Raw genomic sequence first — 15,489 nt, 5'->3', positions numbered from 1 at the left:
ACTAACCCTCAAGGTGGTGTCTAAGTTCATCAAATACTGGCTCTATCTCGGGCCTAACACCTCGCCAGAGAAAGAAGCTTTCCGCAGCTTGGCCGACAAGCATGCCCAAACCATCGTAAACGGAGACGGTTCCACTATCTATTGCCCATTGGCAAAAAGAAGTATTACCTTTTCCATACATCATATCGTAAGCAACGCTGGATGATGAAAAAATCGCGCTAGAGATATCAGGCACCTCACCAGTTAAACTGGCAGATGTTGAGTTAATGATCACATTATATGTTTCCAGCACAGTATCCATTGATTGGGCAACAACCTCACCATAAGGCTGGAAAACTTCTGCCAATGCATGGGCCTTACTGTGTGTACGATTGGCAATCACTATCTTAGCTGGCCCCTGCTCAAGTAGCGGCTTTATAACCCCGCGAGCAGCCCCACCAGCACCAATAAGCAGAACACGAGCACCTTCAAGCTTTACCCCATGCCGAAGTAAGTCTTGAACAAGGCCTTCTCCATCAGTGTTATCACCTAATATTTGCCCATCAGCAAGTCTTTTCAGCGTATTAACCGCACCAGCAAGTTGAGCACGTTCAGTAAGCTTGGTCGCCATTCCAAAAGCCTGCTCTTTAAATGGTACTGTGACGTTACATCCTTGACCACCATGGTCAAAGAAAGCACGAACCGTTTCTTCAAATCTATCGATAGGCGCTTGCTCTGCGGTATAAGCGATAGGCTGGTCGGTTTGCTGTGCAAATAGCGTATGGATATATGGCGATTTACTCTGACTAATCGGATTACCAAAAACCGCATAACGCTCTTTCTGTTCTATCATGTCTTTAACCCAGTAAAAAAGGTTTACTCAATATCAATGACACTATCATCAACCCTCTCGGGAGCAAAGCCTACCAATCTCTTGGTTTTAGGAAATGCTTATAAAGCTCCGCTTCATGACTATCCTCTTCAACCTGATAGCCGTATTCCCAGCGAGCCAATGGCGGCATTGACATTAGAATTGACTCGGTTCGACCACCACTTTGTAATCCAAACAAAGTGCCGCGGTCAAAAACTAAATTAAACTCAACGTATCGACCGCGACGATATAACTGAAACTGGCGCTCTCTATCACCAAAGTCAGTGTCTTTACGTCGCTCAACTATGGGTAAATAGGCCTGAGTATACCCCTCACCAACCGCTTTTATATACGACAAGCATTTATCAAATTCCCAATGATTAAGATCATCGAAAAACAAGCCGCCAACTCCACGCGTTTCGTCACGATGAGGTAGATAGAAGTATTTGTCACACCAAGCTTTATGCTCGCGATAGACGTGCTCGCCAAACGGAGCACACACTTTCTTGGCGGTCTCGTGCCAATGGCGAGCATCTTCTTCGAATGGATAAAAAGGTGTTAAGTCAAAGCCACCGCCAAACCACCAGATAGGATCTTCACCGTCTTTTTCAGCAATGAAAAAGCGCACGTTAGCATGGGAGGTGGGGACATAGGGATTATTAGGGTGCATAACTAAGGATACGCCCATAGCTTCGAAACGTCGGCCCGCCAATTCTGGGCGATGAGCCGTTGCAGAAGCTGGCATTTCTTGGCCTTCTACATGTGAAAAATTCACTCCACCTTGCTCAAAAACTGCCCCATCAGTCATAACGCGGGTAAGACCTCCTCCACCTAGTTTCTCTCCGGGCTCTCGACTCCATGCATCTTGTTTAAACTTGGCGGCTCCATCTACCTGCTCCAACTGCTGACAAATTGAATCTTGTAGTTCAATTAAAAATTGCTTTACTGCTTGTTTGTTGATGGCTGACATTTGTTTTACTTCCCTAACAGAATTAACCTTGTCTCAACACTTGAGATGTTTTAGCGTCACGAATCTCACTCGGCTTATCTCTTCCACCCGTTTCACCAACCAAAATTGCCGACAATCGGTTTCCTAACTGCTGCTCTACTTCTTGCATTGTCATACAAGGAGGTTGACCACTCAAGTTAGCACTGGTCGAAGTTAACGGTTTTCCAAAAGCGTTACACATCTTTTGGACTAGGGGATGATCGGTAACACGAACCGCTATCGAATCGAACTGACCACTCACCAAGTTTGAAACTTTATCGCTGCACGGCATAATCCAAGTTACTGGACCAGGCCAAGTGCTATGGACTTGATTAAGTTGTTGCTCAGAAAGCTGAGACTCATCTATGTATGGCAATAACTGCTCATAGCTGGCAGCGATTAAAATCAAGCCTTTCTCAACAGGTCGTTGCTTTAACTCCAGCAGTTTTATAATGGCTTCTTGGCTATCGGGATCGCAACCAACACCAAACACACCTTCTGTTGGGTAAGCTATGACCTCACCATTGTTAAGAGCCGATAACACTTGCTCAAAATTATCCACTGATTTTTCCTGTCTGATTTGCACTTGAAGAACCAAAGTTTACAAATATTCTTCTTCAATGCCTAAAGCTATTTGATGACAAATTACACTCATCACAATCAAAAGCAGGCGCAAACGTTTGCTTGAGGTAAAAATCCTCGTATAATACGGGCAAATTTATCTGCTCATCTAAAAGAGTTGAATTAAGGAGTTGAAGATGAAAGTCGGTATCATCATGGGTTCTAAGTCTGATTGGCCAACCATGAAGCTGGCAGCAGAAATGCTGGATCAGTTTGGAGTGGAGTACGAAACAAAAGTAGTCTCAGCTCATCGCACCCCACAACTTCTTGCCGATTACGCCAACAGTGCTAAGCAGCGCGGATTAAAAGTGATTATTGCCGGCGCAGGTGGCGCTGCCCATTTACCAGGTATGGCTGCAGCTTTCACTAGTCTTCCTGTATTAGGTGTTCCAGTTCAATCGAGGGCTTTAAAAGGCATGGATTCCTTACTTTCAATCGTACAAATGCCAAAAGGCATTGCGGTTGGAACTCTCGCCATTGGCGAAGCGGGTGCAGCCAATGCAGGCATCCTAGCTGCACAAATCATAGGTACTCATGACGAAGCTGTGATGGAAAAAGTTGAAGCTTTTAGAGCTCGGCAAACCGAAACCGTTCTCGCTAACCCTAATCCAGCTGAGGAGTAACCCATGCAAGTGTTAGTGCTTGGCGCAGGTCAATTGGCACGTATGATGTCTTTAGCTGGCGCCCCTCTGGACATCAAGGTCATAGCCTATGACGTCGGTAGTGAAGAAATTATTCACCCTCTGACACAAGAAAAAATCGGCAAAGGACTAGCGAATGCCATTGAGAAAGCCGATGTCATTAGCGCTGAATTTGAGCATATACCGCATCCAATCTTAGATGAGTGCCAAGAAAGTGGGAAGCTTCTGCCCTCACCTGAGGCAATAAAGTGTGGCGGTGACCGACGCATGGAAAAAGCGCTACTGGATAAAGCCAAAGTTCGCAGCGCCAAGTATCATGTTATTCAAACCAAAGAGGATTTCACTCAAGCACTCGAGCAGATTGGCATCCCTATGGTGCTTAAAAGCGCCCTAGGTGGATATGACGGCAAGGGTCAATGGCGTCTGAAAAGCCATGATCAGATAGAATCGGCTTGGCAAGAGATGAAAATCTGTATTGAATCAACAAATGATCAAGCCATTGTTGCTGAAGAATTCGTGCCATTTAACCGGGAAGTCTCCTTAGTTGGCGCTCGCGCAAAAGATGGCACAATCAAGGTTTATCCGTTAGCAGAAAATATCCACACTGAGGGTGTATTGAGCATATCAACCGCTATTGCTGATAATGAATTGCAGCAACAAGCGGAAACTATGTTCACTGCTGTTGCTAATCAACTTGACTACATCGGAGTGCTGGCACTTGAGTTCTTTGATCTCGATGGCACCTTGCTTGTCAACGAAATCGCGCCTCGCGTTCATAATTCCGGTCATTGGACACAACAAGGTGCTGAAACCTGTCAATTTGAGAATCACCTTAGAGCGGTATGTGGAATGCCTCTTGGCAGTACAAAGCTTGTCCGTGAAACTTCTATGATCAATATCCTCGGAGAAGATAGCTTACCATCTGAGGTCTTTGAATTGTCGGGATGTCATGTACACTGGTATGGTAAAGAGAAGCGAGCTGGGCGGAAAATGGGCCATATTAATGTCTGCGGTGATTACACAGGTGAGCTACAACGAAAACTTGCTAATCTGTCTAACCTATTGGACTCCTCCGCCTTTCCTGCGGTTCAGCAATGGCGCGATAAAGCGAGCAATTAACAAACCAAGTCAGACGGCGCTATTCATAGCGCCGTTTTTTCTTCAATTAAAGCCTGTGTGTAACCACATTTTCGGTCAGCACATTGAAGCTTATTGCCATTGGCAAGCGTCTTCTCGACCAGTAAAGGAAAACCACATTGCTCACAGCAACCTTTCACGGGTGGCTGATTAAGCGCAAAACGGCATTTAGGGAAGTTGTCACAGGCATAGAAGGTTTTACCAAAGCGGTTTTTTCTCTCAACCAATTGGCCTTTGTGACATTCGGGGCAGGCTATGTCAGCACATGGGGCTGACTTGGCTTCTTGGTCTAGCGATTCTAAATGGGAGCAGTTTGGATAATCACTGCAACCGATAAACATGCCATAACGACCATGACGCAGCACTAACTCTTGGCCACACTCGGGGCAAGGTACCCCTAACTCTTTAACAACATGACCATCATTTTGATGAAGTGGCTGAACATAATCGCAACTAGGGTACAAGCTGCAGCCAAGAAAAACGCCATGTTTACCATGACGAAGTTGAAGCTGCCCATTGCCTTGCTGAGAGCGACATTTAGGGCATGCTTTTTGTTCTAAAGCGTGCTCATGGGCAGAGAACAACTGATTATCTATTTTACCACTCATACGCTCTAATGAAGAATACCCTGCTCTTTAGTGTACAGAAGCTCTTCCATTAGGGTATAAGCATTTTCATTCCCCGGCACATTAAACAGCACCATAAGCACGATCCACTTTAAATCATCCAACTCAAACTCATCAGTCTCTAACCCCATAATACGGTCGATGACCATTTCACGAGTTTCAGTGGACAAAACGTTAACTTGCTCAAGGAATGTTAAAAAGCCACGAGATTCAATGTTCAGTCTCAAACATTCTTTCTCGGTATAAATACGTGTCGATGTTGACGTGCTGCAAATTGAAATCGCCGCATGCGTTTCGCTCTGTTGTAATGCTGCTAACTCTTCGAGCCAAACAAGGGCTTTATATATGTCTTTTTGATGAAAACCGGCACGAATTAATTCTTCTTCCAGCTCATCTTGATTGACCTGTAACTCTGCATCGCTATGGATGTAAGTCTCAAACAGATACATAAGGATATCCATCATCATAGCTCGCCCCTCCCCTTTCGAATATAGCCACCAGAAACTGCAACAACGTGCCCTAAGAGCTCAAGCTCTAAAAGCTGCATCATGACATCTTGAACAGGTATATTGGTCCTGCTTGCAAGAATATCAACAGGTATAGCCTTACTACCTACGTTAGCTAACAGGTGAGGAAATGGCAATTCTTCTTTGCAATCAATTTGTTCAAATGCTTCCGTCGTCTCTTTCGATGGGTGAAAATTAGACCAACGTATCAAACAATCTATTTCATCAATAATGTCTGATACCTGTTGAACCAAACAGGCTCCCTGCTTTATCAACCAATTACAGCCACGGGCTTGGCTGTGATGGATAGAACCTGGGATAGCAAAAACTTCCCGGCCTTGCTCGCTAGCGTATCGAGCGGTGATAAGCGATCCACTTTTTTCCGCTGCTTCAACAACTAATACACCTAAAGACAAGCCGCTAATAATACGATTGCGCCGAGGGAAATTCTCTGCTTTTGGCTTTGCATTGGGGTGAAATTCAGACACCAAAGCTCCCTGAGATGCAATTTTTTGCGCAAGCTCTTGATGACGAGCGGGATAAATATTATTTAATCCACAACCTAAAACCGCCACTGTGCCTCCCCCTACTTGCATAGCGCCATCATGAGCATAACCATCCACTCCTAATGCCATACCACTGGTGATAACCAAGTCTTGCCTAGCCAACTGCATAGCAAAATTTCTTGCAAGATTAAGACCGTCAATACTGGCGTTGCGGCTGCCGACGATGGCAATTTGTGGCTCTTGTAAGCCACTGAGTTCACCTTCAATAAAAAGCACTGGAGGCGCGGAGTCTATTTGTTTTAGTTGCTCAGGATAACCAAGATCATCAAAGGTTAGAATATACCTGCTTATACCATTGGATTGCCATTCAAGACACTCATCGACGTCTTTGAGCGCTTGATGCTTGAGATATTGAATTTGCCGAGAGTTAAAACCCAACGCGCTTAGCGCTTGGGAAGATGACGGGACTATATTGGAGGGCGAATCAATAGCAACAATTTTCTGAAAAGTCTTAGGACCAACTCTTGGTGTAAAGTACAAACTTAGCCAAGCTCTTAGCTCATCACTTTTATTAGGGGAATCACTCAGATGGCACCTCTATATTTCTAGCATGTTACTCAGTATATAAATTGAACGAGAATAGCCAAGCAAACCTGATTAGTGCTCAACTGGCTTTAATTCAGGAAAAACAGTTAAAAGCAATAACCATGCTGTCATTTAGGTGGTAAAATGTCTAGAATTGACCCAGTAAACTTTATCCTGATTCAGCTCAGTTCAAAATTTCGAGTGTATATGTCTGTATTACAAGTATTAACATTTCCAGATGATCGCCTACGCACGGTAGCAAAACCAGTGGAACAGGTGACACCTGAGATTCAAAAGCTCGTCGACGACATGATTGAAACCATGTACGACGAAGAAGGAATTGGCCTTGCTGCCACTCAAGTTGATGTTCACAAACGTGTCGTCGTGATTGATATATCAGAGACACGCGATCAGCCTATGGTTCTTATCAACCCTGAAATCACTGAAAAACGTGGTGAAGATGGCATCGAAGAAGGCTGTTTGTCTGTTCCTGGTGCGAGAGCCTTGGTGCCAAGAGCTGCGGAAGTAACGGTAAAAGCGCTTGATCGAGATGGCGAAGAATTCACATTTGAAGCAGACGACCTGCTAGCAATTTGCGTTCAACATGAACTTGACCACTTACAAGGTAAGCTGTTTGTCGACTACTTGTCGCCTTTGAAACGTAAGCGTATCCAAGAAAAACTGGCAAAAATAAAACGTTTTAACGAAAAAAACGCCAGTAAAGCCTAACAAATAAGCAAAGGAACCCACTTTGAGCAAACCTTTAAAGATTGTTTTTGCTGGTACTCCTGACTTCGCCGCCCGTCATTTGGCGGCGTTGTTGTCTTCTGAGCATGAGGTTATCGCAGTATACACTCAACCTGATCGACCAGCGGGGCGCGGGAAGAAAATCACCGCTAGCCCAGTAAAAACCTTGGCAATTGAGCATAATATCCCTGTTTACCAGCCAGAAAACTTCAAGTCCGACCAAGACAAGCAAGATTTAGCCAGTCTAAAAGCAGACCTTATGGTCGTTGTCGCTTATGGCCTACTACTGCCTCAAGCAGTACTCGACACGCCAAAGCTTGGTTGTATCAATGTCCATGGTTCCATTTTGCCAAGGTGGCGCGGTGCAGCACCGATTCAGCGCTCAATTTGGGCGGGCGATGAGCAAACGGGCGTGACCATTATGCAAATGGATATTGGCTTGGACACAGGAGATATGCTGAAAATTGCTACTCTGCCTATCGAGCCACAAGATACCAGCGCATCTATGTACGACAAACTCGCTGAACTTGGCCCCAAAGCTTTGATCGACTGTCTTGGCGAAATAGCCAATGAATCAGCAAGCGCAGAAAAGCAAGATGACAACCAAGCCAATTACGCCGAAAAACTTAGCAAAGAAGAAGCTCGCATTGATTGGAGTGACGATGCTAAGCACATTGAACGCTGCGTAAGGGCTTTCAACCCTTGGCCAATCAGTCACTTTGTTGCTGGCGATAAAAGCATTAAAGTCTGGCAGAGCAAAGTGGTGCAGCAAGACACTAACCAGGCCCCGGGAACTATAATCCAAGCAGATAAAACAGGCATTTATGTTTCTACTGGTAAAAATATTCTGGTTTTGGAGCAGCTCCAAGTCCCAGGCAAAAAGGCCATGTCAATTCAAGATATTCTGAATTCGCGAGCCAATTGGTTTGAAGTCGGTACACAACTGACTTAGTTTATACGTACTTTTTGAGGGTGGAGACACCCTCTCCTTACTATCAAGGTATTTTACATGAATGTTCGCGCTGCTGCGGCTACTGTCCTTTTCCAAGTCGTCGACAAGGGCCAGTCTCTTTCCACTGCACTTCCACTGGCTCAACAGCAAGTTAAACCTCGTGACCAAGCTCTACTTCAAGAAATATGTTATGGAGCACTGCGCTATCTTCCTCGCCTTGAATCGATAGCTAATGAACTCATGGATAAGCCTCTCAAAGGCAAGCAACGTGTTTTTCATCATCTGATTTTAGTCGGTATCTATCAGTTAAGCTTTATGCGTATTCCAGCTCATGCGGCAGTGGGTGAAACGGTTGAAGGCACCAAGACACTGAAAGGCCCTCGCCTACGCGGTTTAATCAATGCTGTACTGCGTAACTATCAGCGCCAGCAGGAAGAGCTTGATGCCCACTCAGTCAGCCACAACGCTGGCAAATATGGCCACCCGAGCTGGCTGCTAACACTACTTCAAGACGCGTACCCTGATAATTGGCAAGACATAGTTGAAGCTAATAATAGCAAGGCACCCATGTGGCTAAGGGTTAATCACAAGCACCATAGCAGTGAAGATTACCAACAGCTTCTTAAAGACAGTGGCATCAATAGTATCGCCCACAGTGAAGCACGGGATGCTCTCAGATTAGAAACGCCATGTGATGTGTCTCAGCTACCTGGTTTTGACCAAGGCTGGGTATCGGTACAAGACGCCGCAGCGCAACTTTCTCTCAGCTATCTTACTCCTAAAGATGGCGAGCTGATCCTTGACTGCTGCGCAGCGCCGGGAGGCAAAACAGCGCACATCCTGGAAAGAACAGAAGGGGCTCAAGTCGTTGCTATTGATTGTGATGAAAGCCGGCTTAAGCGTGTCCATGACAACCTAAGTCGCCTAAAACTAAAGGCTCAGGTTATTTGCGGTGACGCACGCCATCCACAGAATTGGTGGCAAGGAGAAAAGTTCGATCGAATCTTGCTTGACGCTCCATGCTCTGCCACTGGTGTCATTCGTCGTCATCCAGACATAAAATGGTTAAGACGCCAAGAAGATATCGCTGCACTCACTGAGTTACAAAGCGAAATCCTTGATGCTATGTGGCAAGAGTTAAAACCAGGCGGTACATTAGTGTACGCGACGTGTTCTATTACTCCACAAGAAAATAGCGAACAAATAAAGGCCTTCCTATCGCGCACCCAAGATGCACAGTTAGAAGGCTCTACAACAGAAAAGCCTGGGCGACAAATACTTCCTGGAGAGGAAAGTATGGATGGATTTTACTATGCCATTCTTAAGAAAGTGCATAATGATTAGAGGCTAACAGTCTTTTCAACTTTGGTTAAACAGGAAACACTATGAAAATCATCATTCTTGGTGCAGGGCAAGTCGGCGGGACATTAGCTGAAAATTTGGTGGGCGAAAACAATGATATCACCATAGTTGATAAAAACAGTGACCGACTGCGCGAGCTTCAAGATAAGTATGATTTGCGGGTCGTTAACGGTTATGCGAGCCATCCCGATGTACTGCGTGAAGCTGGCGCTCAAGATGCCGACATGCTGGTTGCTGTGACTAATATGGATGAGACCAATATGGCAGCATGTCAGGTGGCCTTTACTTTGTTTAACACGCCCAACCGCATTGCCCGAATTCGCTCACCCCAATACCTTTATGAAAAAGAGGCACTATTTCAATCTGGCGCAGTGCCTGTCGATCACTTGATTGCCCCAGAAGAACTAGTAACAAGCTATATTGAACGCCTAATTCAATATCCAGGCGCGCTTCAAGTTGTCAGTTTCGCCGACCAAAAAGTAAGTTTAGTCGCGGTAAAAGCTTATTATGGCGGCCCCCTAGTTGGCAACGCCCTTTCGGCTCTGCGAGAGCACATGCCGCATATCGATACCAGAGTTGCAGCCATATTTCGTCAAGGTAGGCCTATCCGCCCACAAGGGACAACCATCATTGAAGCAGATGATGAGGTTTTCTTCGTCGCCGCAAGTAACCATATTCGCTCAGTGATGAGCGAATTACAACGCCTTGAGAAACCTTATCGACGAATCATGATTGTGGGTGGGGGTAATATTGGTGCGAGTCTCGCTAAGCGTCTTGAGCAATCATACAGTGTCAAACTTATAGAGCGCAGCTATATGAGAGCGGAAAAGCTATCTGAAGAGCTTGAGAACACCATAGTTTTCTGCGGCGATGCTGCCGATCAAGAACTGCTACTCGAAGAAAATATCGATCAGGTTGACGTGTTCATCGCACTAACAAATGAAGATGAAACCAACATCATGTCTGCCATGCTGGCAAAACGAATGGGTGCCAAAAAGGTCATGGTTTTAATCCAGCGCGGAGCCTATGTAGATCTCGTCCAAGGTGGGGTTATCGATGTTGCTATATCCCCCCAGCAAGCAACGATTTCCGCTTTGCTGACCCATGTTCGCCGAGCAGATATTGTCAATGTATCATCTCTTCGCCGAGGCGCTGCTGAAGCCATCGAAGCCATTGCACATGGTGATGAAACCACGTCAAAAGTCGTAGGTCGAGCGATAGGTGACATAAAGCTTCCGCCTGCAACCACGATTGGAGCCATTGTTAGAGGGGAAGAAGTCTTGATAGCTCACGACCGCACCATCATAGAGCAAGATGACCATGTGGTAATGTTCTTAGTTGATAAGAAATACGTTGCTGACGTAGAAGCCCTGTTCCAGCCAAGTCCATTCTTCCTCTAGGTTTGAACTTATGGTCAACTTTCGCCCTATTCTGTTTGTTATTGGCTTGGTACTCTCAAAGCTTGCCTTATTTATGTATGTTCCAACGCTGGTGGCTTTTTTCACCGGAACCGCTGGGTTTATCGAGTTTGGCCAAGCCGTTATCATCACTCACATAGCAGCGTTTGCATGTTTAACTATAGGGCGAACTAAAAGTTTCAAGCTTAGTGCTCGAGACATGTTTTTAATCACTAGTTTGGTGTGGACAGTAGCCAGCTCATTTGCGGCTCTGCCTTTTGTGTTTATCAATCACATCAGCTTTACCGATGCCTACTTTGAGACCATGTCTGGCATTACAACTACCGGTTCAACAGTACTGAGTGGACTCGATAACATGGCGCCGAGCATTTTACTATGGCGATCCATATTGCAATGGTTGGGTGGTATCGGCTTCATTGTAATGGCGGTTGCGGTGCTGCCAATGCTCAACGTCGGGGGTATGAAGCTCTTTCACACCGAATCATCAGACTGGTCAGATAAAAGCAGCCCCAGAGCCAAAACCGTTGCTAAAAATATTATGTTGGTTTATCTGAGCCTGACAGGGCTGTGTATGATTGGATACCTTCTTACAGGTATGAGCTTATTTGAAGCAATCAATCACTCATTTACAACCCTTTCTACCGGTGGGTATTCGACTTCTGATAGCTCAATGAACCATTTCTCCCATGGTTCACACTGGGTTGCGACTCTGTTTATGTTTCTTGGCGGCCTACCCTTTTTATTATTTGTGGCCGCACTTAGAAAGCGAACCGTTACCGAGCTGTTTAGTGATGCCCAAGTAAAAGGCTTCACCTATTTGTTCCTAGGTTCTAGTCTTATTATTTCCGGCTGGTTAGTAATTCGAGATGGCTACCACGCCATGGATGCCCTAAGAGTCTCTATGTTCAATATTGTTTCTGTATTGACTACCACAGGGTTTGGCTTGGAGGACTTTACCGCTTGGGGAGCTTTGCCTACCACTTTATTTGCCTTCTTGATGATGGCGGGGGCCTGTTCTGGCTCTACCTCTGGGGGCATTAAGATTTTCCGCTTTCAAATTGCAATCACTCTACTCAATAAACAAATGATGAAACTGATTCACCCTTCAGGTGTGTTTGTTCAGCGTTATAATCACAGACCCGTTAACGACGATATTGTTCGCTCAGTCGTCGCATTTGTACTCATGTTTTTCGTCACCATTATTTTTATTGCTGGCTTCCTAAGCGCGCTAGGACTGGATCCTATTACCAGCATCTCTGGTTCCATTACCGCAGTCGCAAACGTAGGACCAGGCATGGGTTCTGTCATTGGTCCAACCGGTAATTTCGCCCCCCTTCCCGATATGGCAAAATGGCTACTCAGCTTTGGCATGCTAATGGGACGACTGGAAATACTCACTATATTGGTATTATTTTTCCCAGCATTTTGGAAGCGCTAAGGACAAAAGATGTATAAAGCTATAAGCTTGCTTACCATACTCGCAGCCTCGACTGTGATGGCAGATCAAACGGTGACTTTAAATGATGGTCGCCAAGTCATTTTAAATGACAATTTTACTTGGCAATATGTAGCCCAGACGTCACCTGACAAGGCTGAAAGTCTTACTTCAGATAAGCCACAACTTGCAGCCATTCCACTTATTGATAAAAAAATAGGCAGCATGGTTAAACTCGATAGTAATCACCCTATCATGCAGCTGTCAGATTCTGGAGTGGACGTGCTGCTCGGAGCGCCAAGCTATGTTGGTAGTAAGCTGATTATTCCAACCTCTATCACGAATCAAAGCCTCAACTCAGTAATACTCATTGAAATTGAGATTGAAGTATCAGGGATAGATAAAAAAGTTTTCACGAAAAAAAGTGTCAAAATATGGCAATCAATCAAACGAATGCCAGACACCTACCTGAGACCACAGCAAATGGAGCAAGGCAAGGATATAGAGCTGGAAGTGGTTAAACAAGACCAGTATCTAATTAGCGCAAATATCACCAGTCTTATCAATCGCTAAACTGGGTCAACATACAAGTAAATGGCGAAAAAATGACAAGCGCAACCTACCAGAACGAATCCATGCCATATCGCATGGTTGAAGGGAATGCTCTTAGCAACATAGAAGATAACACCAAGTGAATATATTATCCCTCCTGCAGCCAAAAGGGTTAGCCCGCCCACTTCTAGGTTAAGCGCAAGTTGATAAATCACCACCAAAGACAACCAGCCCATCATCAAATAGGTCACAAGTGATAGTTTTTTATAACGATAGACAAACGCCAGCTTCATAATAATGCCAATAAGAGCCAATACCCAAATAACTATCATTAAGCCAATCGCAAGAGGGGTTCTTAAACTAACCAAAAGGAACGGCGTATAACTGCCAGCAATAAGCAAATATATGGCACAGTGATCGAAGGTTTTAAGCGCCCTTTTGGCTCTTTTATAGGGGATAGCATGGTAAAGCGTCGAAGCAAGAAATAGGACTATCATGCTCGCACCATAAATACTCATACTGGTAATAGTCAGGGTATCTGCATTATGATCGACAGCTTTTATTAAAAGTAAAATTAAGCCGACCACCCCTAACAAGATGCCAACGCCATGGGTTAGAGTGTTTGCCAGCTCTTCTGTTGTGCTGTACGCGGGGCTGTGCTGAGTGGTCATAATTAACCATGTTGTGGAATAATTGCTCTAGAGTATGACACACTCAGCTTACACATGTAAGCTAAAAATATTATTTTTAGGTTAAGTATGTTTGTCTAGGAACTCTACAACCAGATGACTGGCCTGCTTAATTGGTGTATCAAGAGGGATAGATAACTGACGTTTCAATTTACCACTGCCAAGTAAACCGGCCAACATTCCCCGAGTGCCTTTACGATGACGATCAATTTCAAACCATATTTCAAGATGTTGATCATTTCTATGCGCCACCAGCTCTAACTCTCGCCATCGCCCATGGAATGGCCCTGTAGTCGGTACAAATTCAAACTCTTGTACAAAAGGCAAGTCAAAACCTTCAACAGCCTCACATTCAACCTGACGAATACGTAAACCACTCTCTTCCAATACAGTGAAGATACCATCTAGCAAAGGATCTGGGCGTACCGTTAATATATCTTTATCCGTCGGGTCTTTCGCCAAAGCGATATTCAATCCCGTTTCTAGCCATACTTTGGAATCGCCTATTGTCACGGGCGTATTCCAAGGTATGTTAAGCTCAACATCAAAATTGCGGGTTTCACCAGGCTCAAGAGTAAACGCATATGGCATGCTCCAACAAGCTAAGGCATGGTTGCTGGGTACTCGTCGCATTCGACTATTCGGTCCTTTATCATTACCTTGATTAGCGGGCATTTCCTTGATGTAGCGACAATAGAGTTTTATTTCGATGTTATCTATTTCTTGCGCAGTCGCGCCCCCATAAACATCAACTTTTATGTTTACCTTTTCACCAGGGTAAAGCACTTCTTGTTGAAGTACAGAGTCTACTTTCGCGGATCCTATACCAAAGCTTGCAAGGGTTTTCTTAAAAAACGACATTCACTTCTCCTAAGAACAACACAGCTAGATGCAACTTCGTAGACTCATACTAATCTGGACAGGAGCCAGACTACTGCAACCTTTCTCACATAATTGCAGTGAGGTTGGATAAAGTTAAACGATTAGATATCGACCAATGAATAAGATAGTGCTAGTCTAATCAGTGATATGTATGCTTCGTATCACAGTCCCTGATTAGTTACTTGGATTGGCGTGAGCCAGAAGAGTTCCTTGCAACAGCATAGCGCAGCTCATAACTAATTAGGCCATAAATTTGGCAATGGATATGCCTGGCAGTTAGGTTAATCAATGCGACCAACAGTAGTCAGGTGCTCGCACACCAATCGTGCGATGCGTCGCCGCAGTGGCTTTGTAAAGACACCCGCGACACACAATCTCGCGCCCGGAATGACTTTAGTAGAAAAGACGGCATTATTGGCGTCATCTACAGCCAAAGTTACTAAGGCGGCATAGGTAAAACGCGCAGCGACACTGCGCTTTTTCTTTTATTTCCATATAGTCTCAACTCAACTTTATCCTTGGCACTCGAGCATGCCATTTGATACATTTGACATGTATATCATTATAAAAAATAGGGGAATCGCCATGAAATGTCATCGTATTGAAGAGTTGCTCGAGCTCCTAGAATCCGAGTGGAATAAAAACCAAGATCTCAACTTGCTATCCTTTATTGTCAAACTAGCAAAAGAAGCGGGATATCACGGTCCACTGGAAGATCTCACCGATGATGTATTGATCTACCATCTAAAAATGCGCAATAGCGCCAAAAATGAAATGATCCCTGGTTTAGCAAAAGACCATGAGCCTGATTTTAAATCTGCATTGCTGAAAGCTCGAGGCATCATAGAATAGGTGTACATTATTAACCATCTGTAATGGTTTTTATATCCAAATCATAGACATGGACAAACTGTTAGGTTTTTTTTTTATCAAACTGTACTGCTCTTTGTTGCTAAAGGTTGATTGCGTTAAAGAAATAAATATGACGCCGC

Annotated in this window: 18 protein-coding genes; 10 read left to right on the top strand and 8 right to left on the bottom strand. The window is 44.7% G+C overall.

The window, feature by feature from the left end; all coding sequences use genetic code 11:
- Position 1: 1 nt before the first annotated feature.
- The 3 genes from aroE to tsaC form a co-directional block, all read right to left on the bottom strand.
- Entirely contained in the window at positions 2–832 is an 831-nt protein-coding gene (gene aroE / locus FIV01_RS00355; protein WP_152429243.1) for a shikimate dehydrogenase, read from the bottom strand.
- Positions 833–902: 70 nt separating this feature from the next.
- Positions 903–1,820 carry an oxygen-dependent coproporphyrinogen oxidase gene (gene hemF, locus FIV01_RS00350; protein WP_152429242.1) on the bottom strand — a complete coding sequence of 306 codons (918 nt, stop codon included), beginning with the start codon at positions 1,818–1,820 and terminating at the stop codon, positions 903–905.
- Between the two features lie 22 nt (positions 1,821–1,842).
- On the bottom strand, positions 1,843–2,400 hold the full coding sequence (tsaC, locus tag FIV01_RS00345; protein WP_152429241.1) for an L-threonylcarbamoyladenylate synthase type 1 TsaC: 558 nt from the start codon (positions 2,398–2,400) through the stop codon (positions 1,843–1,845).
- Positions 2,401–2,596: 196 nt separating this feature from the next.
- Here tsaC and purE point away from each other — a divergent pair, with 196 nt between their 5' ends.
- The gene (gene purE / locus FIV01_RS00340; RefSeq protein ID WP_152429240.1) at positions 2,597–3,082 is read left to right on the top strand and encodes a 5-(carboxyamino)imidazole ribonucleotide mutase; all 486 of its coding nucleotides are present in this window, start codon (positions 2,597–2,599) and stop codon (positions 3,080–3,082) included.
- 3 nt (positions 3,083–3,085) lie between these two features.
- Positions 3,086–4,219 (top strand): 5-(carboxyamino)imidazole ribonucleotide synthase, encoded by a 1,134-nt coding sequence (locus tag FIV01_RS00335; RefSeq protein ID WP_152429239.1) that lies wholly within the window; start codon positions 3,086–3,088, stop codon positions 4,217–4,219.
- A gap of 23 nt (positions 4,220–4,242) precedes the next feature.
- Here FIV01_RS00335 and FIV01_RS00330 read toward each other — a convergent pair whose 3' ends face one another.
- The 3 genes from FIV01_RS00330 to dprA are packed head-to-tail and all read right to left on the bottom strand — an operon-like array spanning position 4,243 to position 6,415.
- Positions 4,243–4,845, bottom strand: coding sequence for a DNA topoisomerase family protein (locus FIV01_RS00330; protein WP_152429238.1), 603 nt, complete (start codon positions 4,843–4,845; stop codon positions 4,243–4,245).
- Positions 4,846–4,850: 5 nt separating this feature from the next.
- Positions 4,851–5,330, bottom strand: a complete 480-nt coding sequence (locus FIV01_RS00325; protein WP_114787755.1) for a DUF494 family protein — start codon at positions 5,328–5,330, stop codon at positions 4,851–4,853.
- Positions 5,327–6,415 carry a DNA-processing protein DprA gene (gene dprA / locus FIV01_RS00320; protein ID WP_246210409.1) on the bottom strand — a complete coding sequence of 363 codons (1,089 nt, stop codon included), beginning with the start codon at positions 6,413–6,415 and terminating at the stop codon, positions 5,327–5,329. Before dprA ends, FIV01_RS00325 begins: the two co-directional genes overlap by 4 nt.
- A 252-nt stretch (positions 6,416–6,667) precedes the next feature.
- Between dprA and def the strand changes: the two genes are divergently transcribed.
- From def to FIV01_RS00290, 6 genes are read left to right on the top strand one after another with little or no spacing between them, the layout of a single operon-like run.
- Positions 6,668–7,189, top strand: a complete 522-nt coding sequence (gene def / locus FIV01_RS00315) for a peptide deformylase (protein ID WP_152431615.1) — start codon at positions 6,668–6,670, stop codon at positions 7,187–7,189.
- Between the two features lie 22 nt (positions 7,190–7,211).
- Positions 7,212–8,159 (top strand): methionyl-tRNA formyltransferase, encoded by a 948-nt coding sequence (gene fmt, locus FIV01_RS00310; RefSeq protein WP_152429236.1) that lies wholly within the window; start codon positions 7,212–7,214, stop codon positions 8,157–8,159.
- 57 nt (positions 8,160–8,216) lie between these two features.
- Positions 8,217–9,503, top strand: a complete 1,287-nt coding sequence (rsmB, locus tag FIV01_RS00305) for a 16S rRNA (cytosine(967)-C(5))-methyltransferase RsmB (protein WP_152429235.1) — start codon at positions 8,217–8,219, stop codon at positions 9,501–9,503.
- 41 nt (positions 9,504–9,544) lie between these two features.
- Positions 9,545–10,921, top strand: coding sequence for a Trk system potassium transporter TrkA (gene trkA, locus FIV01_RS00300; protein ID WP_152429234.1), 1,377 nt, complete (start codon positions 9,545–9,547; stop codon positions 10,919–10,921).
- A 10-nt stretch (positions 10,922–10,931) separates the two neighbouring features.
- Positions 10,932–12,377 (top strand): TrkH family potassium uptake protein, encoded by a 1,446-nt coding sequence (locus tag FIV01_RS00295; RefSeq protein ID WP_152429233.1) that lies wholly within the window; start codon positions 10,932–10,934, stop codon positions 12,375–12,377.
- Positions 12,378–12,386: 9 nt separating this feature from the next.
- On the top strand, positions 12,387–12,947 hold the full coding sequence (locus FIV01_RS00290; RefSeq protein WP_152429232.1) for a DUF3157 family protein: 561 nt from the start codon (positions 12,387–12,389) through the stop codon (positions 12,945–12,947).
- On the opposite strand, the gene trhA is transcribed toward FIV01_RS00290, so the two are convergent.
- Positions 12,944–13,597 (bottom strand): PAQR family membrane homeostasis protein TrhA, encoded by a 654-nt coding sequence (gene trhA / locus FIV01_RS00285; RefSeq protein WP_172971795.1) that lies wholly within the window; start codon positions 13,595–13,597, stop codon positions 12,944–12,946. The genes FIV01_RS00290 and trhA overlap by 4 nt on opposite strands.
- 81 nt (positions 13,598–13,678) lie before the next feature.
- Positions 13,679–14,476 carry a sporulation protein gene (locus FIV01_RS00280; protein WP_152429230.1) on the bottom strand — a complete coding sequence of 266 codons (798 nt, stop codon included), beginning with the start codon at positions 14,474–14,476 and terminating at the stop codon, positions 13,679–13,681.
- Positions 14,477–14,785: 309 nt separating this feature from the next.
- On the opposite strand from FIV01_RS00280, the gene FIV01_RS20560 reads away from it, so the two are divergent.
- Both FIV01_RS20560 and FIV01_RS00275 read left to right on the top strand, forming a co-directional pair.
- Complete coding sequence (locus FIV01_RS20560) at positions 14,786–14,950, top strand: hypothetical protein (protein WP_172971794.1); 165 nt, start codon at positions 14,786–14,788, stop codon at positions 14,948–14,950.
- A gap of 132 nt (positions 14,951–15,082) precedes the next feature.
- Positions 15,083–15,349: a YihD family protein gene (locus FIV01_RS00275; RefSeq protein WP_152429229.1), complete on the top strand. Its 267-nt coding sequence runs from the start codon at positions 15,083–15,085 to the stop codon at positions 15,347–15,349.
- Positions 15,350–15,489 lie beyond the last annotated feature (140 nt).

Source organism: Vibrio aquimaris (genome assembly GCF_009363415.1).
GTDB lineage: Bacteria > Pseudomonadota > Gammaproteobacteria > Enterobacterales > Vibrionaceae > Vibrio > Vibrio aquimaris.
Note: the sequence above shows the minus strand (reverse complement) of the source record. Positions and strands in the feature narration are given on the sequence as shown.

What these genes read in the sequence shown, in the direction of transcription:
- aroE (WP_152429243.1), bottom strand. Translation starts at nt 832, where the DNA reads ATGATAGAACAGAAAGAGCGTTATGCGGTTTTTGGTAATCCGATTAGT.
- hemF (WP_152429242.1), bottom strand. Translation starts at nt 1,820, where the DNA reads ATGTCAGCCATCAACAAACAAGCAGTAAAGCAATTTTTAATTGAACTA.
- purE (WP_152429240.1), top strand. Translation starts at nt 2,597, where the DNA reads ATGAAAGTCGGTATCATCATGGGTTCTAAGTCTGATTGGCCAACCATG.
- FIV01_RS00335 (WP_152429239.1), top strand. Translation starts at nt 3,086, where the DNA reads ATGCAAGTGTTAGTGCTTGGCGCAGGTCAATTGGCACGTATGATGTCT.
- FIV01_RS00330 (WP_152429238.1), bottom strand. Translation starts at nt 4,845, where the DNA reads ATGAGTGGTAAAATAGATAATCAGTTGTTCTCTGCCCATGAGCACGCT.
- FIV01_RS00325 (WP_114787755.1), bottom strand. Translation starts at nt 5,330, where the DNA reads ATGATGATGGATATCCTTATGTATCTGTTTGAGACTTACATCCATAGC.
- def (WP_152431615.1), top strand. Translation starts at nt 6,668, where the DNA reads ATGTCTGTATTACAAGTATTAACATTTCCAGATGATCGCCTACGCACG.
- rsmB (WP_152429235.1), top strand. Translation starts at nt 8,217, where the DNA reads ATGAATGTTCGCGCTGCTGCGGCTACTGTCCTTTTCCAAGTCGTCGAC.
- trkA (WP_152429234.1), top strand. Translation starts at nt 9,545, where the DNA reads ATGAAAATCATCATTCTTGGTGCAGGGCAAGTCGGCGGGACATTAGCT.
- FIV01_RS00295 (WP_152429233.1), top strand. Translation starts at nt 10,932, where the DNA reads ATGGTCAACTTTCGCCCTATTCTGTTTGTTATTGGCTTGGTACTCTCA.
- FIV01_RS00290 (WP_152429232.1), top strand. Translation starts at nt 12,387, where the DNA reads ATGTATAAAGCTATAAGCTTGCTTACCATACTCGCAGCCTCGACTGTG.
- trhA (WP_172971795.1), bottom strand. Translation starts at nt 13,597, where the DNA reads ATGACCACTCAGCACAGCCCCGCGTACAGCACAACAGAAGAGCTGGCA.
- FIV01_RS00280 (WP_152429230.1), bottom strand. Translation starts at nt 14,476, where the DNA reads ATGTCGTTTTTTAAGAAAACCCTTGCAAGCTTTGGTATAGGATCCGCG.
- FIV01_RS20560 (WP_172971794.1), top strand. Translation starts at nt 14,786, where the DNA reads ATGCGACCAACAGTAGTCAGGTGCTCGCACACCAATCGTGCGATGCGT.
- FIV01_RS00275 (WP_152429229.1), top strand. Translation starts at nt 15,083, where the DNA reads ATGAAATGTCATCGTATTGAAGAGTTGCTCGAGCTCCTAGAATCCGAG.